Source organism: Paenibacillus sp. FSL H8-0283, assembly GCF_045040675.1.
GTDB classification, from domain to species: Bacteria; Bacillota; Bacilli; order Paenibacillales; family Paenibacillaceae; genus Paenibacillus; species Paenibacillus amylolyticus.
Map to the genome: position 1 here is coordinate 3,253,363 of NZ_CP150295.1, position 23,937 is coordinate 3,277,299.

Sequence of the window (23,937 nt, forward strand, 5' to 3'; positions counted from 1 at the left end):
ATGGGTACCTATATGATCTTTTCCATCATTTTTGTGACCTTACTTATGGCATTTCAGGCGAATTTTTATTTTGATTCTGTGTTGGGCAAGTCCAGGCGTAAGCCGCGCAGAGCGATCTATTTCATGGTATTTCTCATGTTGGGTTATTTTTATTTGGTCTCTTCCTTCTCTGATATCGTTTCTACTGCTGTTGCTCTGCTGTTAATCTTCAGTCTGGCACAGTCCTATGAAGTGGAGTTCAAAATCAAGCTTGTTTTTACTATCCTGTATGCGGTTCTGATTACAATGGCAAATACGATAGCTGTATATATTCTCGGAGTTTTGGAATCCACAGAATTCATCTCATGGGAACAGTTCAACGGAGAAAACCACTGGATTCTCTCCAAGGTGATGCTGGTTGGTTGCAGTATCATGTTCATTGTTATTCAAATTGTGCGTCTAGTGGCTAAACGCAGAAGTTTTGCCGTGCATTATCGTTATTATTTGCTGTTTCTCATCGTACCCATTATTACGATCTATCAGATCAATGTGGCCTCCATATATAGTGAAAAAAACATATTCTACGTCTTTTCCGTACTAGGCTCTCTATTTCTCAACGTGTTCATTGTATATGTATTCGACAACATGGTGGAAAAGGTACAGCTTGCGCATGAAAATACCCAGTTACAGCGTCAGATGGACTACCAGGATGCCAACTATGAGAAGACCGTTCACAGTTTCAAAAACATTAAATCCATCATCCATGATATCAATCAGCAGTTTCTGTATATTGATGAATGTATCCAACGTAACGAACTGGCAGCGGCAGGTGACCATATTAAGTCTACATTAAATACCATTGAAGGTGCGTATCAGCGGGTGAACTCCGGCAATCTGGTCATTGATGCACTCGTTACAAATACCTTGGCTATGGGGCAGGCAAACGGGATCAAAATCGACACCAAAATCCAGCTCCACTCACAACATATTCAGATCGATCGGTACGATCTGTGTGTGGTGCTGGGTAACATGCTTGATAACGCAATTGAGGCCTCCAAGAAGGTTAGACAGGCTGAGGATCGATATATCCTGATTGCCATCCACTCCACATCATCTACACTGGTCATCCAGATTATGAATCATGTGGAGCAACCGATCGTTGACTTGAAAAGTGACAAGCCCAATCCGGAGTACCATGGGATCGGTCTAACCAATATATCGCGAATGTGCGAGAAATATGGTGGACATATGAGTATTGAGCATCAGCATCGGAAATTTAACAACATGGTTGTGCTTCCGTTCCACACCGACAATCCCTGAACCTGCCGTTCAGGGGTTGTTTTTTTCCATTCAGGGTCCGTTTGCGTTTGATCAGTCTCTTCCCGGATATGATGAATTCATTCATAAGAACATTTGAGGGAGGACATAGGATGAAGAAACTAATTAGTCTTTTATGTACAGCGGTGCTTGTAATTACACCGCTGGCAGATGTCAGAGCAGAGGCGAATAACAGCGGTACGATTGAGGCACGGGCGGAGCAGATCGCCAAGGAGATGGTGCAAAACTACGGTGTCACCAGTGTGCAATATGCGATCATGGATGAAGGGGAATATATTTTATCAGATAGTGTCGGACTGCACGATAATGCATCACAGAAGCCAATAGACAAGGATAGCATGTATGGCATAGGCTCGGTTAGCAAAATGGTTGTTACGGCAGCCACCATGAAGCTGGTTGATTCCGGTAAAATAGATCTGGATGAGCCGCTTACTTCGTATATCAAGGACTTTAAAATGGCAGATGCGCGCTATACTCAAATCACACCGCGCATGTTGATGAATCATTCATCCGGTCTTTACGGTACACATTATGGAAACAGCATGTTGTTTGAAGATAATGACACCCGCAATCATGATGAGTTATTGCTCAAACTTCAGTCCGAAAAACTGAAATCCAAACCTGGCGCATACTCCGTCTACGCCAATGACGGTTTTCAATTGCTTGAAATTCTGGTTGAACGGGTGAGTGGATTAAGCTACAGCGAATATATCGCCAAGTTCATCAGCGAGCCGTTGAAGTTGGAATCAACGAAGACACCACTAGATTCCTTTGACAGAGCGCAATTATCCGAAACCTATTGGCCTACACTTGAGATGAAGATGCCTACCGAAAATGCAAACATTATCGGCACAGGCGGAGTGTACTCTACCGCAGAAGAATTGAGTCAATTCGGAGAGGTTTTAATGGGGAACAGACCGGATATTCTGTCCGAATCTGCTGTGAAGGCCATGCAATCTCATGAATATCGTAAGGGCATATGGGTATCTGATGAGCAAAATACGATCAATTATGGCTTGGGATGGGATTCGGTTGACCTTGCACCTTTCAGCGATTATGGGGTTACCGCGCTTGCCAAAGGCGGGGATACCATGTTGTACCATGCCGTGTTAATCACTATACCTGAACATGATATTTCAATGGCGGTTCTATCATCTGGCGGATCTTCCATCTACAATCAGATGTTTGCCAGCAAAGTGCTGCTGGAAGTTCTGGCGGATCAAGGCATCATTGACAAGGTTAAACCCGATCAGACCTTCTCGTCACCCGACAAAGTGAAGATGCCAACAGAATTAAGCGCGTACTCCGGTCTCTATGGTACGGTAGGAGAGACATTGGATATAACGATTAAGGATGGTGAGATGCAACTGCCAGCCTTGTTGGGTGGAATTATTCCAGAGCAGAAATATGTGTACACAGGCGACGAACATTTTACAAGTGCGGATGGCAGTGTGAAAGCTAGTTTTGTGAAGGAACGTAATGACAAGGTATATGTTAAAATTCAGGGTATGATTACGTTACCCGGCATAGGTCAAACGGTAATGAACACGTATGATTATCAAAAACTGGATCATAATGCGCTTGACGCAGCAACGAAAGAGAAATGGACAGCTCGTGACGGCTCGAAATATTACGCGTTGGATGAAAAAATAACATCGATCTTTTATCTGCTTCCATCGATGCTGATCAAGAACCTGTCTGTTGATGCCAAAAATGGCTATGCTAATGGCACGCAAATCATGGATGCAAACAACGCAGAGAATATCGCCGAGATTCCTGTAATGAATGGAAGAGACGCGTTTGATCTGCAATTTTACACAAAGAATGGCGCCGAGATTTTGCTCCAGGATGGGCAGGAATACATTGCCGAGGATGCGATTACTCCAATCTTTGGTGGAAAAAAAGGAATTACGACTATTCCGGCAAACGGTCAAGCCCGGTGGTATGCGATCGACGCCCGATCGGGTAACAAATCCATCACGGTGGATTCTCCCAAGACCGGAGGTTATGCAGTGTATAATGATAAAGGGGAAATGGTTGACTTCTCTGTAGCAACCAATCAGGAATCGACGAAACTCCCGAAAAGTGGTTTTATCGTTTTTGGTGGGGACTCCGGTGATGTATTCCAGATTCAACTAAAGTAAAGTAGAAACTTCATTAATGAGTCACGTTCGCAACTTATCTCCGAAAAAATACAGTTATCAAGAAGTCGCCTAGTGGCGGCTTTTTTGATATTTTCTTTGAATAATTTAACAATCCGGTAACTATTTGGACCCATCACACGTTATGTTTATGTAGTTATATCTCAGGATTTTAATAACAGGAGGAATTCATTTACCATGGTCAATATACATAAACGTCAAATGAATAAGGAATGGAAAAGAAGAGCAAGAAGACCCATCATTGCAGGCATTACTGCCGGAATGCTGATGGTTCACGGCGTTATCGGCGTGTTGCCATCGCAGGCACATGCTGAAGCATCGGATGTATCCATCCGTAACTGGTATTCGTATCAACGAATCACTGTACCTGAACTGAAACCTTCTTGGACAGCGAAAGTAGATAACTATCTGAATATGAACGAGACGTATGTTGGAGTTAATGCCATCGCAGAAGAAGGCAAAGTATTCACGTTTGCTGGATCGAAGCTGATTGCACTTGATGCGACAACAGGTAAACGGTTGTGGACTTACGGCAAAGAACTGACTCCTTATATTACCTATCAAAGCGGGATTCTCTACGGACTGACCATTGATCACAAGCCATATGCCTTGAATGCGAAGACAGGCAAAGCAAAATGGCAGTCAGGCACATCCACCTGGATTGATACGTATAACCGTACGGAAGCTCTGATTCCAACGGTGGATACCCTCTACGTGATTAAGGGGAGTACAACGTTTGCACTGGACATCCAGTCAGGCAAACTGCGCTGGGAAGCAGATGAACCATTAGGTGAAGGTAATGGTACTGAGTATCTGAGAGAATCTAATGGTGTGGTGCTGAGAACCTTTTTTGTCCAAGGGGCACTTACATCCTTACAGCTTAATGCATATGACAAGAAAACGGGCAAGAAGCTATGGGGTCATTTTGGTCAGGGGGAAGCTATTCAGATCAAAGATGGTCTTGTTTACTCAGCGGACTACTATTCTTCGATGTTGGAAAATGACGAGTCTTCACCAGAACGCAAATGGAAAGTTAATGCGTACAACTTGAAGACCGGTGTGTTAAAAGGAAGTCAGGAGTATAAGTGGACCATGCCGGGGGATCCACCGTATGTGAATGGGTATGGAGGGATATTTTCCAATAAAGACAAACTATACATTCTACAAGGGGATAAGATAGCGGAGTATTCGTTGACCTCAACCAAGCTGGGTCCCGCGCCACTTCGAACTTTTCAGCGCCCTTACGGAGAAAATATGGTGTGGCTTGGCATTACACAGGAAAGGTTGATCTTCAAAAACGGAAACACGGGAGAACTTACAGGCATCAAGCTGGCTAATAGTCAAGAGGTCCAGTGGCATGGTGATGCCCCCGTTTCTCAGATTGATGTTTACGGCAAAGGGATGTATCGAGCACAACGTAACGGCACACTGCTTGTCCTCAACATGATGTCGGGTCAGTCGGTCTTCCGCGTCTCCACCGGTGGAGATCTGCATAACACGACGTTAAAGACAAACGGAATGATCATCATCCAAACCGAAGGCAAACTTCTCGGCGTTAAGCTGCCAGCATCGCTGAAATAAGTGATTTAAGATGAAAAATATGTGAGAAGACTGGATTACGGCATAGCTTGCTTATAATCCGGTCTTTTTTTATTTTTGCGCATAAAACACTGCAAAGTCCAAGTATTTTTACATGCAATCTGCCACACGAAACCCCGCTTCCTCCAACCACATCAATTGATCCTCCAGCGTGGCATTGATATCCACCTTGCGTCTTTCGATCGATGCCGAGGTGTCCGTATCAAGGGTTGTTCCCTGACCCTAGGGAAATACCGATTATGGATAAACTCATAGGTTGGACCTATGGATTCCGAGTCTCTGCTATGGGTAATAACATGTAAGCACAGAATATAGACAGGGGGAATGAACCTGATGTTTCAACCACGTTCTATTATGATGAGTATCTCGTTAATCGTTATAGTTCTAACACTTGCAGCTTGCTCTGGTAGTAATGAACCTTTGCCTAGCCCTCAACCATCAATGCCAGTAGGTGAACCTGCTCCAGCACCTTCAACAGAAAATGAACAACCATCTGAAACAGATGGAACAGAAGAAGCAAATGAAACGGAGCGTCCACAGACCTCAAGTTTTGAAATGTTGACCGCAGATGGCAATCAATCACTAGAGGCGACCTTGCAACAAGGAGAAGGATTTTCCTTGTACGTATTCGAGAAATTCACATTTGATGCTGCTCAAGGCCGTCTGTCACTGACTAGTAACGCTGACTATTATGTAGATATTGAACCACTGCCTTCGGATTATAATCTGGCAGAACTGGAGACAGCGGGTAAAGAAGAATTAGAAAAAGCCGGTAAGGTATCTGATTATAGTGGAGAACTGGTAGAACACCCGCTTGGTCATGCCGAGCTTTATCTTCAGGCCTCTGGTGAAGAAGGCATTAGCGATTATATGGTCTGGAAATCAGAAGAAGAGGAAGCATTTCTATTCCGTCTTCATAATCCAAAAGGAGAAGAGGCCTCTGATTTCGCCAGTCCGGTCCTTGTTTCGTTATCCACCGTTCAGGGTGATTCGTAACGTGGATGACTATAATCATTTCAACGAAAGTCGCCAACTGGCGGCTTTTTTTACTTTTGCAGATTGCACGGAGAAGTTGCAGGTGATGTATTCACTTCTATTTGACTTAGAGTACGCTCTAGGGTGTAGACTTTGAAAAAGTAGAAATATTACTAAGGAGATGAACAGAATGACACAGGAAAATAATACTAGAACTTTACAACTTAAAATGGACTCTGGCTTCAACCATAATAGTACAGCGGAGGATGTATTGAGGGATCTGGACTTGTCCGGACAGCTTGCTATTGTAACGGGTGGATATTCCGGCCTGGGGTTGGAGACGACACGTGCGCTTGTTAATGCGGGAGCCCGTGTAGTGGTGACTGCACGTCGTCCAGCGGTTGCGAAGGAAGCACTTTCGGGTCTGGAAGGTGTCGAAATAGATGAATTGGACCTCGCTGATTTATCCAGCGTTCGTGCTTTTGCGGAGCGGTTTCTGGCGAGTGATCGGAACATTGATATGCTGATTCTTAATGCGGGCATCATGGCTTGCCCGGAGACGCGGGTTGGTCCTGGCTGGGAAGCTCAATTTGCAACCAATCATCTGGGCCACTTTGCCCTGACTAATCTGTTATGGCCAGCACTTGCAAGTCAGGGGGGAGCACGTGTTGTTTCCTTGGCATCAGCGGGACATCATTTCTCACCGATTCGTTGGGATGACATCCAATTTGAACATGGATATGAGAAATTCCCTGCCTATGGACAGTCCAAAACAGCAACGATTTTATTCAGCGTTGAGCTGGATCGTCGAGGTGCAGAGCACGGCGTACGGGCTTTCTCAGTTCATCCAGGCGGAATTATGACACCACTACAGCGTCATATGCCAAAAGAGGAAATGATTGCTCTGGGCTGGATTGATGAATCTGGACAAGTGGCCAACCCTGCGTTCAAAACACCTGAGCAGGGGGCAGCGACGCAGGTCTGGGCAGCAACCTCTCCTCAGCTTGAGGGAAAAGGCGGTGTCTACTGCGAGGATTGTGACATCAGTGAAATGGCTCCAGAGGATGGAGGTTTCTATGGGGTCAAGAAGTATGCCATCGACCCTGAGCAAGCTATTCGTTTATGGGAGCTATCAGCCAAGCTGACTCAAACAGACATAGAATTCTCATAATCATGTAGTTGCGGCAACAGAGCAACAGCTTGCTTCCATGCAGGGACTCACGGAAAAGTTCAAAATCTAAAGAGAATGTGATTAATTATAATGAAAACAACATAATTTCAAACAAAATCTCCTATTTAGCATATAATAAAGAAGGAGCATCTCATTTTCGCGATGGTGCAATCATTTCTTTATGAATTCAGGGAGAGAAAATCATGAATATTTTTGAGCATCAGATACCTTTGGAAAAAGTGAAATTCAATGAACCACTAAAAAATCACACGTTTATTAAAATAGGTGGCAACGCAGATATTCTCATCCATCCAACAACGATAGACGAAATCACTAAAATCGTGGAAATTGCCAACTTACATCAGTTACCTCTGACGGTCATTGGAAAAGGCTCAAACGTCATTATTAAAGACGGGGGTATCCGGGGAGTAACGATTTCTCTTAGCCACTTTGATCAAATTAAAGTGAATGAGGAGAGCATGATTGCGCAAAGCGGCGTTGATATCATTGAGGTATCCAGACTTGCTTTGGGGCATAGCTTGACCGGTTTGGAGTTTGCTTGTGGCATTCCTGGCAGCACGGGGGGCGCACTTTACATGAATGCGGGTGCTTATGGCGGTCAGATCGCCGATGTTGTGGAACGTGCGACTGTGATCACCAAAGACGGCGCAGTGTTGGAGATTCCGCGAGAAGAGATGAAGTTTGGTTATCGAAATAGTCTCTTCAAGATGGATCACTATATCATACTGGAGGCCGAATTCGGGCTCAAAAAAGGAAACAAGGAAGATATTGCAAGCAAAATGAAGGAATTAACGTTCCTAAGAGAATCCAAGCAGCCGCTTGAATTCCCCTCTTGTGGAAGTGTATTTAAACGACCCGAAGGACATTTTGCCGGTAAACTGATTCAGGATTGTAACTTGCAGGGCACTCGCATCGGAGGCGCTGAAATCTCCATGAAGCATGCAGGTTTCATCGTAAATGTGGATCACGCTACTGCCCAGGATTATATGGATCTGATTCAATTTATTCAGAAGAAAGTATATGATACGTTCCAAGTTGAATTGGAAACCGAAGTAATCTTTCTGGGAGAATAGCTTCGATGAATGACTTGAAAGGTCGCCAATGGCGGCCTTTTTTGATTGTCCGAATTATATTTAAACAAGAACTAATATGCTAATTATGGTAATATCAGAGTGATTGTATTTAATATTTCATCGTTATCATAAGGAGTGTACATGGAGATGTTCAAGCGTAACAGGAGAATTTTGCTAATCACTGCAATGGTAATTTTACTATCGCCCCTGTCAATCTTGGCATATATGTATATGAATGAACGAGCTGGCGGGCTAGCCGATCAACGGATATCCAAAGTTTGGGGATTGAATGAACCTATACATATTCCTATAGCGAACAGTCCTCAAGGGGCCGTTCAAGAATTTAGAGGTGAATCTTATACCTCCCAATTCATTCATCAGGAGGCTGTGGACGGGGGCATGATTTTGTTTACACAAAAAAAGGGTCGGGAAAATAACAGTAATCTTCAGATGGAGTATACCCGCAAGAACATTTTCGGATGGAAATGGGTATGGGGTGGAGGATATTCCATTAATGAATCAGTTGAATCCAAGTTTGCGTTGAATTATATGAGCATACCGAAATTAGAAAAAGTCTCGGCCCCGTTACCGATGTTATTTGGTGACATCATAGACTCCACTATCAGACGTGTAACTGTTGAAATCAAGCAAAATGGAAAGCCTGAAACTTTCGATGCGAAGCTGGTTGAGGCAGGTGAGAACCAACAAATCTGGTATGCATTCCTGCCTTCATCAGCTACTCCTCCTTATACAATCAAAGCATATGATGAAAAGGAGAGCCTCTTAATCAACAAAGACATTGAAGAGGCAGATGGCTTTGGCTCATTTTTTATTGAATAATCTCAAATAGAACTCCAGTAAAAAACAGCGGCATTCGAAGACTTTAGGTACGAGTCTAAGATTGTTGCTGTTTTACGGTTAGAGAATAAATAGTTACCTGGACTTTGGATCATCTGCGGTTCGATTGGCCTTCACATATTTGAGCTGCGCAACGATGATGACACTGATGATGACCAGCAGGAACCACGAACTAATTTTGCTAAAGCTAACCAGTTGCCAGGCATCATGCTGATCAGGGTATTTCCAGGCATTGAAAAATGTAGCGATGTTCTCAGCAGTCCAAATGAAGAAACCAACGATGATAAAAGCAAGAGATAAGGGCATTCGATAGGTCGTTGCTCTTACCCGGTAAATAATCCAGGTTTTCCAGAAGACAATAAATACAAGCGCCGTCAGCCACCAGCGAAAATCGGGCATAAAATGATGAGTGAAAAAGTTAATATAGATGGCTGCTCCGAGCAGCATCGAAGGTGCAAAACCAGGCCATCCGGTCATGTCCATCCGCAGTCTTCGCCACACCTGACACATAAAACTGGCTACACTTGCATACATGAATCCACTATAAAGAGGGACACCCAGGATTTTGCTGTATGCTTGCTCAGGGTATGACCATGATTCCATCCATACTTTATAGATTTCTAGCACCAGGCCAATAATGTGAAATACACAGATGACCTTGATTTCATCCTTGGTTTCCAAGCCGCTTCGATACATTAGGTACTGCACAGCAAGCAATACGAGCAGAATGGCATCATATCGATGAAGGTAAGGAATAGGAACTACGCTGGACAGTGCCAGTGTTCCAAAGATCGCTACGGGAAATATGCAACTCATGGCCTGATGATAGCCAAAATGAAGTAGTTGTATTAGAGATTTCAAGTCGAGTTAAACTCCTTTCCAAACATGTTGGAGCAAGATTCATTTAAAATTTAAGGTTCTTCATCACGGGCGTTTTTGCCTACACTTCATAATATAGATATGATCGATGAATAAAAAGAGAAAAAACCACGCAAATCTGTTCTTGTTTTCAAACTGGAATCATCATGAGAGGGCTCTATGAGAGGTCGACAGGGTCACTCCATGTATATTCTCTTGTGGTTATGTTAAAATGAAATTTGTACAATTACATTAGACAAGGAGGCCGCTATGCAACCGATTAAACCTCAAGACATTCAGCTCCGGATCAATAATCTTGCTGATCAGGACTTATACGTACATCTAGAACTTACGTCAGGTGCTTACGCACAACATATGGACAGTACAAAACATCCAGCATCGGCATTCATTACTAATGCGGCCATACGATATACGCAGGGGTCCATTTCAGGTACAGGTCCATACCGTGTTGGTCTGAAAACAACGCAGGGATGGCTTTACGCCGAAGGACTTACACATATTGATGAGCAGGAACAAGAAAGACTGATTCTCGCCGGTCACGACAGCCAAGGTAAACTAGTTGTGGCGTTACAATTAAGCCGAGAGATGTTCTGATGAAAGCGGAGGATTGAATAATCATGAATACTACACACAACGAGCATGAGCGCATCTTGGTGGTATATCCACATCCAGATGATGAAGCTTTCTCTGTATCGGGAACGTTAGCCAAATACATAGATGGCGGTGCCCATGTAACCTATGCTTGTCTAACACTTGGCGAGATGGGGCGCAATATGGGGATTCCTCCATTTGCCAACCGAGTGACATTGCCTGGCATCCGTAAACAGGAACTCATCGAAGCTTCTGAAGCGATTGGTATTCAGGACTTGAGAATGCTGGGTTTCCACGATAAAATGCTGGAGTTCGAAGATCCAGAGTTACTGGAAGACACCATCATGTCGCTACTTAAAGAGTTGAACCCTACGCTGGTCATAACGTTCTATCCGGGGTACAGTGTTCATCCCGATCATGATGCAACGGGAGCCGCTGTTATACGTACAATCACTAAACTTCCTGTGGATGAACGTCCGATTGTTCATTGCGTTGCGTTCGCTAATAATCAGGAACAGTACATTGGCAAACCGGATGTATTTGTTGACGTATCCGAATTTTTGGATCGAAAAATGGCGTCCATTCGTGCCCATCGTTCACAATTCCAGGCAGCAGAGCTTGTAGGAAATAGTGAGCTGAATAATGAAGAAATCAAAAAACGTTTTGGCAGAGAAACATTTTGGACCTATCCATTTGAATAATATATTACTTAGAAGTCGCCTATATGGCGGCTTTTTTTGATTTACATCACAATATCGACACAAAAATGTAGCGTCTATAGCCTAATTGAGCTATATGGAATAAATATCATTTTAAGTACACTATGATCAGGATTGTGATAACGCTTCATTTATTGCGTTGCTTCAATGGATGAGGAACATGGAGAGTTGATTTTAAGTGGAATGGAGGGATGGTGTGTACAACCAACGTATATTTTGGATTAACGTAAGACCCGTTGAATACATTGCCACAGCAATAAGCAACTGTAATAAGAAGCCGGAATTGCGCGGTTTGAATCATGAGTAATCCTTGGGCAGGCTTGAGTGCATTCAACAGTTGTAAGAAGAGTCGGGTTACAGGTTTAATTTTTCTAATCGGAATGATGATGCTCCTACTATCCCTTCCGCACGGTGTAGTCATGGCCTCTTCCGGACATCGTGATCTCATTCCCCTTCAGCCTATGATTGACCGCACTGCACCTGGAGAAGTCATTGAACTTGCATCAGGTCGTTATTCTGGACCCGTGACGATTGACAAAAACATCACCATTCAGGGTGATCCTACGGTCATAGTTGTTAATGCGGAAGCCACCTCTACGATAATGATTCGCTCGGATGGGGTGAAACTGAGCGGTTTTACAATTGAACATGATACGAATGAACAGACTGCAGCGATTCAGGTTGAAGGGAAAAACAGTGAAATCACGGATCTGCATATTCAGACCCAGGGGTATGGAATGATCATCCGGAATTCGAGTCAGGCAACGATTCAGCGGAACAACATCACGTGGGCGGGGTCTGATTCTGCTTCCAGTGGCCAGAAGGGCAATGGCATTGATCTGTACAACTCCCATGATAGCTTCATTGAAGCCAATGAGATCACCGGCATGAGGGATGGAATCTATCTGGAGAACAGTCGCAAGTCTATCGTGCAAAATAACAGGCTGTTACATACGAGGTATGGCATCCATTGCATGTATATTGACGGCTCTTCTGTCATGGATAATACCGGAGAAGAGAACATGACAGGTGCCATGATCATGGGCGTCAAGAATACGGTTATATCGGGCAATTCTTTTCGCAAACAGAGTACTAATGTTCATTCTCAAGGGATTTTGTTGTATGACGTGCATCAATCCTCAATTCACAACAATGTGGTGGAGGGTAATCGTGTCGGCATGAATATTGCAGAGTCATCGGGCAATGAGATCCATGACAATGCGGTGCTTCGGAATTTTGTTGGCATACAGCTTGTTCTGGCAGAAGCTAATGAGTTTACACGTAACCAATTGGTGTCTAATGTCATTGAAGCTTCGGCGCTGGAGAGCCCGAATAATGTCCTGATGGAGAATTACTGGGACTCCTTCCAGGGGCTCGATCTGAATCGGGATGGGATCAGTGAAATATCCTATGCCATCAATCCTTTTTATGAGCAACTGGTCAGTCGAAATTCAGCGTATCAGCTCTTTTTCCAATCACCGGGTATGGTCTTTCTGAGTGAGTTGTTTACAGAAGGCAGAGAACAATGGACTACCGACAAATCGCCACGAATGAGCATGGATACGAAATCTGATCTGCACATGTCAGTAGAAAGTGCTACAGATTCCAATGTGGTGTGGTTGTTCGGGTTAATTCTGTTGGGTATGGCAACTTTTATAATCATCTATATGGGGGTATTACGAAAATGAACAAAAGCTTGAACAGAAGATGGACATTCCTCATGGTACTTATGTTTGGCATGGTGCTGTTAACCGCTTGCGGAACAAAATACGCGGCATTGCCGATCAATGAAGACGTGGATATCTGTGCGATCTGTAAAATGCAGGTGAAGGACGATGCATATGCAACACAGCTCACTACGAAAGACGGCCAAAATTACAAGTTCGATGATATCGGCTGCATGAACCAGTGGAAAACAGAAAATGGCACGGATAACATCGGCATGGACTATGTACGTGACTATAATGACAAGGAATGGATTGAATACAGCAAAGCCACGTATGTATACGACGCTTCATTGCGTACACCTATGGCCTATGGAATTCTTAACTTTAAGGACAAGCCCTCGGCTGAAGCTTTCATTGCAGAGCAAGGTGTAGGAACCATTATGACCGCTGAGGATCTTGCCTCTCATGACTGGAAACAGAACACAGAGAATATGGACATGATGGGTGAACATGGGCATGATGAGCACGGACATGGTGAAGAAGGAGACGGTAATGAAATGCATCAGGAAGGTGAGATGAAAGAAGAGTCAGGCCACTAAGTATGACAATAGAAAATGGTGATCAATGATGTCAGATATGATACAGATTGCAAGACGAGAAGTGAAAATGGGATTTCGCAATCCTTGGGCGTATTCGTTTCTGATCCTTTTTTGCACATTTAGCTTAAGCTTGTTACTTCTGAATTCGCAGAATCTGGTTGAAGGATATTCGGGCACAACAGGTTCGATGTTGAATCTCATTCTTTACCTCTTACCATTAATGACGCTGTTCCTCGGTTCCTTCTCACTAACATCCGAAAAGGAAGACGGTAGCTGGCAACTGCTGTCCACGTATCCCATTGGCACGATGTCTTTTATTGTGGGCAAGTATCTTGGGCTGTCGATTGTTTTAATTACCATTGTTGCGTTTGGATACGGCCTGATGGGGGTTATTAGCGGAGTAATCGGGAATCCACTGGATGCCGTGACATATCTTCTCTTTCTGGCATTTTCTTGTGGACTGGTGTTGTTATTCCTGACGTTGGCGCTATTTATCGGTTCGTTGTCGCGCAATCGGTGGCAGGCGTTAACCATATCCGTGACCGTATGGTTTTTCGCAGTCATTGGATGGCCGACCTTATTGCTCTCTGTGCTGGGACTGATGCCTTATCTATGGGTGAAACCGCTGCTGATTATACTAACGCTCATCAATCCGGCCGAGCTGGTGCGATTGTTTGTAGTCATCAAACTGGGAGGCGGCTCCATTCTTGGACCAGAATATTATCGATGGGTGGAGTGGGTGCAACAACCAAGTGGCAGTTGGATCTTCATCGGGATATGCCTATTCTGGATTGCCTTCTCTGTCCTGGCGGTATACGCGATCTGGGAGAGGGGGCGTTCTCATGGATAAAGTGGGACTCGAAGTGATGGGATTGTGCAAATCCATTAAAAAGCAACCAATTGTTGAGGATATCTCCTTTCGCATTACTTCAGGCCAAGTGCTTGCCCTCTGTGGAGGGAATGGTGCAGGAAAGAGCACGGTACTGCGTATGATCGCAGGAATTCTTCGGCCTACCTCCGGTGAGGTTGCGGTGAACAATGTGCGATGGTTGAAGGAGCGCAAGCGTTATTCAGAGCAGATTGGATATATGCCGGACGATTATCAATTTAATCAAGGACTGAGTGCGGAGGAAATGCTTCTGTTCTGGGCTTCTCTGAGGAAAGTTCCCAAGGAGAGAGTACAGGAAGTACTGACCATGGTAGGTTTGGAGGATCAAAAGAAAAACCGGGTTACGACCTTCTCCAAAGGCATGCGCCAACGTGTGTTATTCGCCCAGGCTGTGCTGTCGAAACCTCCACTGCTCATCATGGATGAGCCAACGAATGGATTGGACCCATTCTGGATGCAGGAATTAACTCAGCTGCTCAAGGGCATCAAACAGGAAGGCCACATGGTCGTGTTCTCGACCCATCAGCTGGAGATCGCAGACGATATTGCGGATCAGGTGATATTCATGAACCATGGACGTAATGTTGGAGAGGGCTCTACTCACGACTTTTGTGATCAATTCGGTTCGCTCCATGCAGCATTTCATCAAAGTCTTGGTTTAAAGTGAAGGTGAGTATATTGCAGAAAAAGAGTTTTAAAAGCAGACGTACACTTACAATTTTGATTGGTGTGATCGCATTGTTAGTAGGTACATGGGCCATTTTCGAAAATGTCTCGACACCCGAGTCTGAGCGAGGTAACGCCATTGAAGCTGGTGCCGTGGCTCCTGAGTTCACAGCGGTTAATTCAGCAGGCGAACAAGTCAAGCTGTCGGATTATCGGGGCAAAGCCGTGATGATTAACTTTTGGGCTTCATGGTGCACACCTTGTGTAAGGGAGATGCCGCTCGTTCACCAGATTGCTCAGGACTATCAGAACGACGTGGAAACCCTGTTTGTTAACGTGGGAGAATCGAAGGGTACGATTCGTGAGTTTATGGATAAGCAGGCGTTTGATTTTCCAGTGATCATTGATGTGACGGGCAACATATCAGGTATGTATCGTATAACGGGTTTGCCCGCAACAATGGTCATTGATAGGGATGGGGAGTTCCGTCACATACTGCTCGGTGAACTGACCGAAGATACACCGTTGCAGCAATGGCTGAAAGATAGTATCTAGTTGTAAGCGTTGGATGGTGAGAAAAGGGGTAGGAACGCCAGAAATTTCCATGTTACAAGTGAAATGAATTTGCGTTAAAAGTAACTACAAAAAGTAACCAGATAAAAAGCCGGACACCCATTTAACGAAGGGGTATCCGGCTTTACTTTTGAAGTTATGCTGCTTCGCAGCCGATTACAATACAGCAGCTGAAGCGTGATTGTTACGAGCGATTCTGGTTGCGTCAACCATGTTACGCAGGGAAGCTACCGTTTCTTCCTGTCCACGGGTTTTTAATCCGCAGTCCGGGTTAATCCAGAACAACTTCGGATCAAGAACACGCAGGGCACGTTCAATCATGCTGCTCATTTCATCTACACTCGGAACTCGTGGGCTATGGATGTCATATACGCCAAGACCGATACCGAGCTCATACGTATTTTCTTCAAAGCTATGAATCAGTTCACCGTGACTACGGGATGTTTCAATGGAGATAACATCCGCATCCATAGCTTCAATGGAATCAATCATGTCATGGAATTCGCAATAGCACATATGCGTATGGATTTGAGTCGTTTCATGCACCGTGCACGTAGAGATACGGAACGCTTTGACCGCCCAAGCCAGGTAATCGGCTTGTTCATTTTCTTTCAGCGGAAGCCCTTCACGAACAGCCGGCTCGTCAACCTGGATCATACCAATGCCTGCCTGTTCAAGTGCCTCGACTTCCTGTCTCAACGCATACGCCAATTGATAGGCAATCTGCTCACGAGCAATGTCTTCGCGTACGAATGACCAGTTCATGATGGTAATCGGGCCAGTCAGCATGCCTTTGACAGGACGTTCTGTCTGCGATTGGGCATATTTCGTTTCTTCCACTGTCATTTCACCCGTAAATGCAACATCACCGAAGATAATAGGTGGCTTCACACAACGTGAACCATACGATTGAACCCAGCCGAACTGTGTAAAGGCAAAGCCTGCCAGTTTCTCGCCAAAGAATTCAACCATGTCGGTACGCTCAAACTCGCCATGTACCAATACGTCAATTCCGATCTCTTCCTGAATCTTAATCCAGATATCAATTTGCTCCCGGATGAAGGCAACATACTGTTCGTTGTTCAACTCACCCTTGCGCCACAACTGACGTGCTTTTCTGACTTCGGCAGATTGTGGGAAACTACCAATCGTTGTTGTCGGGAAGAGTGGCAATTGCCATTTGGCCTGTTGAGCTTCATGACGCTCTGCAAAAGGACGGGAGCGCTCCGGCTGTTGAACACTGATGGAAGCAACGGCTTTCTGTACAGCGGTACGGTTTCGATCTTCGGATTGCTGAAGCGCTTGAAGGGTAAGCTCTGCTTCGTCTATTTTGGCGGTAATCTCTGCACTTGGTGAAGATAAGGCTGTAGTCAAAAGAACAATCTCATCCAGCTTTTCATCTGCAAATGCAAGTGCATTTTTCAGTTCAGATGAAAGTTTTGCCTCACGGTCTGTGGTTACTGGCACATGCAGCAGGCTGCAAGATGATTGCACGATGATACGTTCAGGTGTCACGAACTCAGTTAATTCATTCAGCAAATTCAGTTTTGTCTGAAGGGAAGCTTTCCAGATCCCACGTCCATCAATAATACCTGCACCGAGCACTTTGTCTGCCGGGAAACCGGATGTCCGAATAGATTGTGTATTACCAGAGAGTCCGTGTACAAAATCAAGTCCTACACCTTGAACTGGCAGTGCAACAATGTCGTTGTAGTTTTCAACAGATTCAAAGTACGTTTGCAGCATGATATTCAGGCCTGGAACGGCTGCTGCAAATGTTTCATATATTTTATTCAGACGCTGTACGTCTTCATCGCTTAATTTGGTTACCAAAATAGGTTCGTCGACCTGTACCCACTGAACGCCTTCGCTTGCAAGTTCTTGAAGCAATTGAGTGTAAAGTGGAAGCAAGCGGTCCAACCAAGCGTCTGTCTCGGATTTATCATAGCCTTTGGAGAGCTTCAGGAAGGTTAACGGTCCAACGATAACCGGCTTGCCTTCAATGCCGAGTTTTTCTTTTGCTTCACGATAAGCGAGAAGTGGTTTGTTCTCCGTCAGAGTTGGGGAAGCCCCGTCCAGTTCAGGTACAATGTAGTGATAGTTCGTGTTGAACCATTTTGTCATTTCACTTGCTGCGGCATCTTTCGTTCCCCGTGCAATGCCATAATATACGGACAACGGAACGGAACCACCATCATAAGCAAATCGTTTAGGAATAATCCCAAACATCACGGCCGTATCCAAGATATGATCATAATAGCTAAAGTCATTAACTGGAATGATGTCGATTCCTTTTGCTTGTTGCTTGCGCAAATGATCGATACGAATCTCCTGCAAACGTGCGTGAAATTCTGATTCCTCCAGCTTACCTGCCCAGAACGCTTCCAACGCTTTCTTCCATTCCCGATCAGCACCAATACGCGGATATCCCAATACACTACTTTTTGTCATCGTTTAAAACCCCTCTGCTTTTATGTTACACAAAATTTATCACAGATCCGGAGTTATAATGTAATTCCATTAAATTATACCTAGTTATAGCCTGAGGCTATATCCAAAGGTGTGTGCTATATAAGTTGAACTAACGAGTATTTACACTTGCCACTCCGATGACAGAATAACCTTCCAACTCAGCTAAGGATAAATACTAGATCATAATCATATTTTGTATGCTTTTGCATTCACTCGGAATAATAGAAATTAAAAAAGGTTGATGAGTATGGTAATTCAGAAACGTCTTTTTCACTTTATACTTGCAACAACATTAATGATAAATAGTATTTCCCTATACACAGATGTTACATATGCAGATCCTGAGAGCGAACAGGAAGGAAACTATAAGCCATTAGCACTTACGATGCTCAACCCATACATTTACCATGAGATTACCAACTATTATCAGGCAAATCATATGCCGGTCCCTAGCTATGGGCTATATGATATCCATGTATTGGAACTTAAAAGGCGCACAAAAGGTGGTTATAATTTTCGAACGGTTCTGGAAGTCAGAACGTTTTACGGTCCACATAACCCGCCATATGGGAAAGAGATTATTACGTTTGAAATAGACCCCACTAATGTTACAATGGTGAGCTATGTTCATACGAATGATTGAAAGGAAGGCGGTACGCATGAATCTGTATCATATCCAGTCCACCGTGCACGGAATCAACAGGGTAACATCCTTTTTGGAAGACAATTATATTGGTATTGCTTGGTCAGGTACAGGGGATCTAGAGCAAACGCCTCCGGAGCTATGGAAGGAACAGTTGGTTCAACACTATCCCTTGGATGAAGCAGAATTGGCGAGCACACTCGCGACACTACATATGTTTGGTAACCTCATGCAGGATGGAGATTATGTATTAATTAGCGATGATGAATGGACGTATGTTGGGGATATCGGGGATTATTATTACGACGATTCCGCTGGCACAGAAAACGACTTGATCTGTCACCGTCGGGGAGTTACATGGTTGGGTCGTATTCCTCTCGCTGAGCTGAATGACAGAGTGCAGGCACTGCAAAATGATTCAGCCATCCTTGCGAAATTTGAGTATCCTATATCACAAGCACAGCTGGATCGAGGTCTTGCAGTCAGCATAACAGCCGAAGCAACGAACTCTCTCTCAACAGGGGTAGATGAAGCCACGATTCAAACAGCTCTTAATGTGCTGAGAGAAGCGTTACACAGTGAAGAAGAAGAGCTGCGAATCCGTGCGGCTACAGCCATTTTGCAGTATGCCAAACAATAGGAAGACTATGCATAATTATAGAGAATTATAGTGGCATATACAGGATTTATTCGCTAAACAACCAATTGAAATATTATTAAGAAGCAGAGCGTTCGCCTACAAGCTTTCTGCAAGAAAGCTACATCGGAAGCATGCGCTATCCTCGGATTTCCCCTTTTAAAGACGGAATAAAAAAATCTGGGGATAACAGCGATCGGAAGGTTGTTCTGTCATCGGAGTGTCCAGTGTAAATATTCGTTAGTTCATTTTATATAGCTCTGAGATCTGTTCATTTACATTCCTATGAGTTAGTCCTCCGTGATAACAAACCACAGATGAAATGTCGAGTTCGATATACTTTTTCAAAGAGATTCGAGCAGTCTCTGTATCCAGCGTAGTAGGTTCATGAATGCCTCCAAGCATGCCGTCTACACTGTACATTGAATCTCCGGCGATGAGCGTCTTGCTGTCCATCAAATATAGACTGATATGACCTGGCGTATGACCAGGTGTATGAATAACGCGAATTCCACCGCAAAACGGCAGTTCCTGACCATCAGTAACCGTTTCATCTACTTTTCCCATTGGAGGATGTTCAAGGTGACCATCTTTGAGAAGAGGGAGCTGCCCCTCAATATATGGTTTATCCAGCTCATGCGCATATATCTTGACTTGTGAGCCACACTCCTGCAAAATCTCGGGAAGACACCCAATATGGTCCACATCCTGATGCGTCAAAATCACTGCTTTAAGTTGGCTGATCGGCACACCAATCTTTTCGAGTGCGATACACAAATCGTCATATTGTCCAGGGAATCCGGTATCAATTAACACAACCATTTCTTCATCCCATAGCAACACAGGGTGAATTATATTCCCCTCAAAATCAAGCTGAAGCATCGTTATTCCCTTTGAAATTTCCATAATATCAGACCTCCGAGAGTTGAATTTCATATACATCGTTGCTCGTTATATTTCTTATGTAAACGAATAAAGACTGCAAAAAGATACGTTGGGGTGTTTATAGGGTGTACTTATAGAAATATTCAATGAATGGGGGGATTGACGCTTGCTGTTGGGAATGATAATTTAGATATATCATTTAAACCAATAAGTCCAATAAGATAAAGGGGGTATGTGGAATGACACATATCGTGCATGCAGCAGCTGAAGATATTCGGAGCGAGGAATCGCTACTATTGATCAAGGAACTGAGTGAAGAACTCGGTTTGTTATATGGTGGTGATGGAACTGCAGGATTTCAACTGTCAGACGTTGAGGTGCCCCGTGCGGCTTTTATCGTTGCCAGGATCGACGGGTATCCGGTTGGTTGCGGAGCACTTAGACCCCTTGATGAAACATCTGTAGAAGTTAAACGCATGTATACACGCAATGGTTACCGCCGTAAGGGGATTGCCCAGGCTATATTGGCCGAGGCAGAGCGTCTTGCGAACGAACTTGGTTATACCAATCTGAAACTGCAAACAGGTCCATTGCAACCAGAAGCTGCAGCGCTGTATGAGCGTGTAGGGTATTATCGAATTCCTGTTTTCAGTGGCAATTGGGACAGAGTGTTGGCCTATCAGAAAGATCTGGTACACGAAAAAGTATAATTCTACGAATCACAGCTTTTATTTGCTGAACGTACAGAGGAACACAAGATAAAAGTAAAAAAGTCGCCGATTGGCGACTTTTTGCATTTTAACATGCTGCATTTACTCCAATTATCTCATCTGAAAATATAGACAAAAGCGTTCAATCCATTGCGCTATTATTGATCGAAGGTTCCTGATGTTGGATACCCCATTCGCATAGTCCTTCCAAAACGGGCAATAACGTTTCAGCTTTGGCTGTCAGACGGTACTCGACTTTAGGAGGGACTTGGGGATACTCTTTCCGTTCGACCATACCATCTGCTTCTAATTCTTTGAGTTGTGAACTCAGCGTTTTATACGTGATAGCGCCGATCTGTCTTTTTAGTTCATTGAAACGGACAGGTGGGTTTTCTGCCAGAAGATACAAAATCACCATTTTCCATTTACCACCAATAACAGACAACGTATATCCAAAAGGGGTATCTTGAATGTTTTTAACTTTACCGTGGTATTCAGCCATACTCATCATTTACACTATCCTTCCGGGTAGTACCTATCATAAAAGACCGTACTATTTATTTGTTTGGGCTCAGTTTATACTAACCTTACTTTGAAGTAAAGGAGATTTACGATGACTCAAAAAACAATACGTCTGCTTATGCCACAATGGCAAGGTGGAGATAATCCTAACTACTCTTTTGGAGCGGAGCTGCTTGCATGGCTTGCACCTGACAATGATCAACCTCTCATTCATGTTCCTGTTGAGGCTTATGATGGAACATCTCTGGTAAGCGAGAACGGGATAAAGGGCAGAACACATCTACTTCAGCAATTGCAGGCTGCCCAGCATATTATTCAAGCTCACCAGCCCGATCGCATTGTCATGTTTGGCGGTGACTGTTTGGTTGAACAAGCCCCGTTTGCTTATTTAAATGCACGATATGGCGGAGAACTTGGTTTGATATGGATTGATGCACATGGTGATCTGGTTAGATACGAGGGCTATGACAACGGTCATACTTTACCGCTCGGAAACCTTCTTGGGGAAGGCGATCCGGAGTTTGCCAAACATGTGAGTGTCCCCTTGAAGCCCGAACATGTCTTCATGGCCGGGTTGACAACCCCCACGGAACAGGAAACCGAACTGATTCAAAGATTGGGTATCCGAACGGCTGGAACTGAAGAATTAACCCATGGCATGGATTCGATTAAGAAGTGGATTAAAGAGACTGGTATCAAACACCTGGCAATTCATCTTGATCTGGATGTGCTTGATCCTAACATGTTCCGTTCATTGTTATTCGCTAAACCAGGGGAACCTTATGTTTTTTCACCAGCGGGAACCATGCAAATACCTCACTTGCTTCGTCTGATCAAAGAACTGTCTGAAGAAACAGATGTAGTTGGATTAGGGATAACTGAGCATATGCCGTGGGATGCCATTAACTTGAAGAATTTGCTTGGAGAAATACCTATCCTGAACCAGTGATATAGGTAATAAGTCGCCAGAATATATCAGAATACTGATATAAGGAGTCAAAATATAGGAAGATTACAGATAGAAATATCAATATTATTATATGGGTGGTTCGACGAGAATCAGAAATTAAACAAACTGAGGAGAGACACCCAGATGGTCACGTTATTGTTAATCATTATTTATCTCGCATTTATAGGGCTGGGATTACCTGATGCTTTACTTGGCAGTGCCTGGTCCGTTATGAAAAACGATATACATGCGACAACAGAAATGGCTGGTTACATATCGCTAATCATTTCATTTAGTACAGTAGTGTCCAGTCTAACGGCCAGCCGATTGTTACACCGGTTCGGAACGGGTAAAGTCACAGTATTCAGTATCCTCTCAACAACGATCGCGCTGTTGGGATTCTCATTTTCTGAGAATTTTGTGTTTTTACTGATTCTGGCGATCCCTCTCGGCTTAGGTGCAGGTTCGGTGGATGCGGCACTAAGTAATTATGTAGCATTGCATTTCAAGGCCAAGCATATGAACTGGTTGCATTGTTTCTGGGGAATTGGCGCAGTGACAGGCCCACTCGTTATGGCATATTGGCTGAATCAAGCAAACAACTGGCGTGCAGGATACGTTACTGTGGCGTTGATTTTGCTTGGGATCGTGGTGGTCTTATTATCAACTTTGTCTCTATGGAAGATTTTTGAGAAGGGAAGAGTAGAGGGTTCAGGCGATGAGAAGAAACGCGTAAGCAACCGTGAGGCCTTACGTATCCCCGGCGTGAAAATGTCGATGATTGCGATGCTCTGTTACAACGGTTCCGAAACTGCTGCCGGTCTGTGGATGGCTTCATTCTTCATCGGAAGCAAAGGAGTTTCCCCAGGCACTGCCGCAGCACTATCCTCTCTATTTTTCATTGGCATTATCTTGGGCCGTGTAATCTCAGGCTTTCTTTCGACTCATGTATCCAGCAAAAATCTCATCAGATATGGTGGAATCGTCGGATGCTTCGGATTAGTTATCCTGGTTATGCCGATTCCTTACTGGATTGCCGCAGGGGCTTTATTTATCGTGGGATTGGGCGGAGCACCGATCTATCCGAGTATTGTTCATGCGACACCGGAACGCTTCGGTGAGAAGGCATCCCCAAGTGTAATTGGACTTGAAATGGCCAGTGCCTATACAGGTTCAACACTCATCCCGTTAGGTATGGGACTCCTAGCCAGCCAATGGGGAATGTCAATGGTACCCCTGATCCTGCTGATTCTGTTCAGTGTTATGTTCGCGGCTACAGAGCTGGTTAACAGAAGCAACAAGGCTACGCGCCTGACCGTCTAGCTCTTGCTATAGGTCATTAAGGTTCTGCCACTATACA

23 protein-coding genes are annotated in these 23,937 nt (G+C 44.3%); 19 read left to right on the plus strand and 4 right to left on the minus strand.

What is annotated here, in order from left to right; all coding sequences use genetic code 11:
• The 7 genes from MHI52_RS14675 (at position 1) to MHI52_RS14705 (ending at position 9,158) form a co-directional block, all read left to right on the plus strand.
• Positions 1-1,299 carry a GHKL domain-containing protein gene (locus MHI52_RS14675; RefSeq protein ID WP_036608108.1) on the plus strand — a complete coding sequence of 433 codons (1,299 nt, stop codon included), beginning with the start codon at positions 1-3 and terminating at the stop codon, positions 1,297-1,299.
• Between the two features lie 110 nt (positions 1,300-1,409).
• A complete protein-coding gene (locus MHI52_RS14680; RefSeq protein ID WP_405159282.1) occupies positions 1,410-3,461 on the plus strand; it encodes a serine hydrolase domain-containing protein in 2,052 nt (683 codons plus the stop codon).
• 195 nt (positions 3,462-3,656) lie between these two features.
• Positions 3,657-5,060: a PQQ-binding-like beta-propeller repeat protein gene (locus MHI52_RS14685; protein WP_405159283.1), complete on the plus strand. Its 1,404-nt coding sequence runs from the start codon at positions 3,657-3,659 to the stop codon at positions 5,058-5,060.
• Positions 5,061-5,411: 351 nt separating this feature from the next.
• Positions 5,412-6,074 (plus strand): hypothetical protein, encoded by a 663-nt coding sequence (locus MHI52_RS14690; RefSeq protein ID WP_315372135.1) that lies wholly within the window; start codon positions 5,412-5,414, stop codon positions 6,072-6,074.
• Between the two features lie 169 nt (positions 6,075-6,243).
• Positions 6,244-7,224: an SDR family NAD(P)-dependent oxidoreductase gene (locus MHI52_RS14695; protein ID WP_253508293.1), complete on the plus strand. Its 981-nt coding sequence runs from the start codon at positions 6,244-6,246 to the stop codon at positions 7,222-7,224.
• 185 nt (positions 7,225-7,409) lie between these two features.
• Positions 7,410-8,318, plus strand: coding sequence for a UDP-N-acetylmuramate dehydrogenase (murB, locus tag MHI52_RS14700; RefSeq protein WP_390925642.1), 909 nt, complete (start codon positions 7,410-7,412; stop codon positions 8,316-8,318).
• 147 nt (positions 8,319-8,465) lie between these two features.
• On the plus strand, positions 8,466-9,158 hold the full coding sequence (locus MHI52_RS14705; RefSeq protein WP_036608092.1) for a hypothetical protein: 693 nt from the start codon (positions 8,466-8,468) through the stop codon (positions 9,156-9,158).
• A gap of 93 nt (positions 9,159-9,251) precedes the next feature.
• On the opposite strand, the gene MHI52_RS14710 is transcribed toward MHI52_RS14705, so the two are convergent.
• Positions 9,252-10,037: a DUF817 domain-containing protein gene (locus MHI52_RS14710; RefSeq protein ID WP_405159284.1), complete on the minus strand. Its 786-nt coding sequence runs from the start codon at positions 10,035-10,037 to the stop codon at positions 9,252-9,254.
• A gap of 267 nt (positions 10,038-10,304) precedes the next feature.
• On the opposite strand from MHI52_RS14710, the gene MHI52_RS14715 reads away from it, so the two are divergent.
• The 7 genes from MHI52_RS14715 to MHI52_RS14745 all read left to right on the plus strand — a co-directional run bounded on the left by MHI52_RS14715 (position 10,305) and on the right by MHI52_RS14745 (position 15,741).
• Positions 10,305-10,649: a YojF family protein gene (locus tag MHI52_RS14715; protein WP_017688572.1), complete on the plus strand. Its 345-nt coding sequence runs from the start codon at positions 10,305-10,307 to the stop codon at positions 10,647-10,649.
• Positions 10,650-10,672: 23 nt separating this feature from the next.
• Positions 10,673-11,347: a bacillithiol biosynthesis deacetylase BshB2 gene (gene bshB2, locus MHI52_RS14720; RefSeq protein ID WP_253508297.1), complete on the plus strand. Its 675-nt coding sequence runs from the start codon at positions 10,673-10,675 to the stop codon at positions 11,345-11,347.
• A 317-nt stretch (positions 11,348-11,664) separates the two neighbouring features.
• Positions 11,665-13,053 carry a nitrous oxide reductase family maturation protein NosD gene (locus MHI52_RS14725; RefSeq protein WP_405159285.1) on the plus strand — a complete coding sequence of 463 codons (1,389 nt, stop codon included), beginning with the start codon at positions 11,665-11,667 and terminating at the stop codon, positions 13,051-13,053.
• Positions 13,050-13,631 (plus strand): nitrous oxide reductase accessory protein NosL, encoded by a 582-nt coding sequence (locus MHI52_RS14730; protein ID WP_051447067.1) that lies wholly within the window; start codon positions 13,050-13,052, stop codon positions 13,629-13,631. The genes MHI52_RS14725 and MHI52_RS14730 overlap by 4 nt, the downstream gene beginning before the upstream one ends.
• Positions 13,632-13,659: 28 nt before the next feature.
• Positions 13,660-14,481: an ABC transporter permease gene (locus MHI52_RS14735; protein WP_036608083.1), complete on the plus strand. Its 822-nt coding sequence runs from the start codon at positions 13,660-13,662 to the stop codon at positions 14,479-14,481.
• The gene (locus MHI52_RS14740) at positions 14,474-15,187 is read left to right on the plus strand and encodes an ABC transporter ATP-binding protein (RefSeq protein WP_036670852.1); all 714 of its coding nucleotides are present in this window, start codon (positions 14,474-14,476) and stop codon (positions 15,185-15,187) included. The genes MHI52_RS14735 and MHI52_RS14740 overlap by 8 nt, the downstream gene beginning before the upstream one ends.
• Positions 15,188-15,189: 2 nt before the next feature.
• Complete coding sequence (locus MHI52_RS14745; protein ID WP_405159286.1) at positions 15,190-15,741, plus strand: TlpA family protein disulfide reductase; 552 nt, start codon at positions 15,190-15,192, stop codon at positions 15,739-15,741.
• Between the two features lie 174 nt (positions 15,742-15,915).
• Here the strand turns inward: MHI52_RS14745 and metE are convergent, their stop codons facing one another.
• Positions 15,916-18,210 carry a 5-methyltetrahydropteroyltriglutamate--homocysteine S-methyltransferase gene (gene metE, locus MHI52_RS14750; RefSeq protein WP_405159287.1) on the minus strand — a complete coding sequence of 765 codons (2,295 nt, stop codon included), beginning with the start codon at positions 18,208-18,210 and terminating at the stop codon, positions 15,916-15,918.
• Between the two features lie 316 nt (positions 18,211-18,526).
• On the opposite strand from metE, the gene MHI52_RS14755 reads away from it, so the two are divergent.
• Positions 18,527-18,874 (plus strand): DUF3888 domain-containing protein, encoded by a 348-nt coding sequence (locus MHI52_RS14755; protein WP_405159391.1) that lies wholly within the window; start codon positions 18,527-18,529, stop codon positions 18,872-18,874.
• A 16-nt stretch (positions 18,875-18,890) separates the two neighbouring features.
• On the plus strand, positions 18,891-19,514 hold the full coding sequence (locus tag MHI52_RS14760) for a hypothetical protein (protein ID WP_340020325.1): 624 nt from the start codon (positions 18,891-18,893) through the stop codon (positions 19,512-19,514).
• 237 nt (positions 19,515-19,751) lie between these two features.
• On the opposite strand, the gene MHI52_RS14765 is transcribed toward MHI52_RS14760, so the two are convergent.
• The gene (locus MHI52_RS14765; protein WP_315372467.1) at positions 19,752-20,417 is read right to left on the minus strand and encodes an MBL fold metallo-hydrolase; all 666 of its coding nucleotides are present in this window, start codon (positions 20,415-20,417) and stop codon (positions 19,752-19,754) included.
• Between the two features lie 218 nt (positions 20,418-20,635).
• Here MHI52_RS14765 and MHI52_RS14770 point away from each other — a divergent pair, with 218 nt between their 5' ends.
• On the plus strand, positions 20,636-21,106 hold the full coding sequence (locus MHI52_RS14770) for a GNAT family N-acetyltransferase (RefSeq protein WP_253508312.1): 471 nt from the start codon (positions 20,636-20,638) through the stop codon (positions 21,104-21,106).
• Positions 21,107-21,248: 142 nt separating this feature from the next.
• On the opposite strand, the gene MHI52_RS14775 is transcribed toward MHI52_RS14770, so the two are convergent.
• On the minus strand, positions 21,249-21,614 hold the full coding sequence (locus MHI52_RS14775) for a helix-turn-helix domain-containing protein (protein WP_253508314.1): 366 nt from the start codon (positions 21,612-21,614) through the stop codon (positions 21,249-21,251).
• A gap of 105 nt (positions 21,615-21,719) precedes the next feature.
• On the opposite strand from MHI52_RS14775, the gene MHI52_RS14780 reads away from it, so the two are divergent.
• Both MHI52_RS14780 and MHI52_RS14785 read left to right on the plus strand, forming a co-directional pair.
• Positions 21,720-22,577 carry an arginase family protein gene (locus MHI52_RS14780; protein ID WP_253508316.1) on the plus strand — a complete coding sequence of 286 codons (858 nt, stop codon included), beginning with the start codon at positions 21,720-21,722 and terminating at the stop codon, positions 22,575-22,577.
• Between the two features lie 144 nt (positions 22,578-22,721).
• Positions 22,722-23,900: a sugar MFS transporter gene (locus MHI52_RS14785; RefSeq protein WP_253508318.1), complete on the plus strand. Its 1,179-nt coding sequence runs from the start codon at positions 22,722-22,724 to the stop codon at positions 23,898-23,900.
• Positions 23,901-23,937 lie beyond the last annotated feature (37 nt).

What these genes read in the sequence shown, in the direction of transcription:
- MHI52_RS14675 (WP_036608108.1), top strand. Translation starts at nt 1, where the DNA reads ATGGGTACCTATATGATCTTTTCCATCATTTTTGTGACCTTACTTATG.
- MHI52_RS14680 (WP_405159282.1), top strand. Translation starts at nt 1,410, where the DNA reads ATGAAGAAACTAATTAGTCTTTTATGTACAGCGGTGCTTGTAATTACA.
- MHI52_RS14685 (WP_405159283.1), top strand. Translation starts at nt 3,657, where the DNA reads ATGGTCAATATACATAAACGTCAAATGAATAAGGAATGGAAAAGAAGA.
- MHI52_RS14690 (WP_315372135.1), top strand. Translation starts at nt 5,412, where the DNA reads ATGTTTCAACCACGTTCTATTATGATGAGTATCTCGTTAATCGTTATA.
- MHI52_RS14695 (WP_253508293.1), top strand. Translation starts at nt 6,244, where the DNA reads ATGACACAGGAAAATAATACTAGAACTTTACAACTTAAAATGGACTCT.
- MHI52_RS14705 (WP_036608092.1), top strand. Translation starts at nt 8,466, where the DNA reads ATGTTCAAGCGTAACAGGAGAATTTTGCTAATCACTGCAATGGTAATT.
- MHI52_RS14715 (WP_017688572.1), top strand. Translation starts at nt 10,305, where the DNA reads ATGCAACCGATTAAACCTCAAGACATTCAGCTCCGGATCAATAATCTT.
- bshB2 (WP_253508297.1), top strand. Translation starts at nt 10,673, where the DNA reads ATGAATACTACACACAACGAGCATGAGCGCATCTTGGTGGTATATCCA.
- MHI52_RS14725 (WP_405159285.1), top strand. Translation starts at nt 11,665, where the DNA reads ATGAGTAATCCTTGGGCAGGCTTGAGTGCATTCAACAGTTGTAAGAAG.
- MHI52_RS14730 (WP_051447067.1), top strand. Translation starts at nt 13,050, where the DNA reads ATGAACAAAAGCTTGAACAGAAGATGGACATTCCTCATGGTACTTATG.
- MHI52_RS14735 (WP_036608083.1), top strand. Translation starts at nt 13,660, where the DNA reads ATGTCAGATATGATACAGATTGCAAGACGAGAAGTGAAAATGGGATTT.
- MHI52_RS14740 (WP_036670852.1), top strand. Translation starts at nt 14,474, where the DNA reads ATGGATAAAGTGGGACTCGAAGTGATGGGATTGTGCAAATCCATTAAA.
- metE (WP_405159287.1), bottom strand. Translation starts at nt 18,210, where the DNA reads ATGACAAAAAGTAGTGTATTGGGATATCCGCGTATTGGTGCTGATCGG.
- MHI52_RS14755 (WP_405159391.1), top strand. Translation starts at nt 18,527, where the DNA reads ATGATAAATAGTATTTCCCTATACACAGATGTTACATATGCAGATCCT.
- MHI52_RS14760 (WP_340020325.1), top strand. Translation starts at nt 18,891, where the DNA reads ATGAATCTGTATCATATCCAGTCCACCGTGCACGGAATCAACAGGGTA.
- MHI52_RS14765 (WP_315372467.1), bottom strand. Translation starts at nt 20,417, where the DNA reads ATGGAAATTTCAAAGGGAATAACGATGCTTCAGCTTGATTTTGAGGGG.
- MHI52_RS14770 (WP_253508312.1), top strand. Translation starts at nt 20,636, where the DNA reads ATGACACATATCGTGCATGCAGCAGCTGAAGATATTCGGAGCGAGGAA.
- MHI52_RS14775 (WP_253508314.1), bottom strand. Translation starts at nt 21,614, where the DNA reads ATGAGTATGGCTGAATACCACGGTAAAGTTAAAAACATTCAAGATACC.
- MHI52_RS14780 (WP_253508316.1), top strand. Translation starts at nt 21,720, where the DNA reads ATGACTCAAAAAACAATACGTCTGCTTATGCCACAATGGCAAGGTGGA.
- MHI52_RS14785 (WP_253508318.1), top strand. Translation starts at nt 22,722, where the DNA reads ATGGTCACGTTATTGTTAATCATTATTTATCTCGCATTTATAGGGCTG.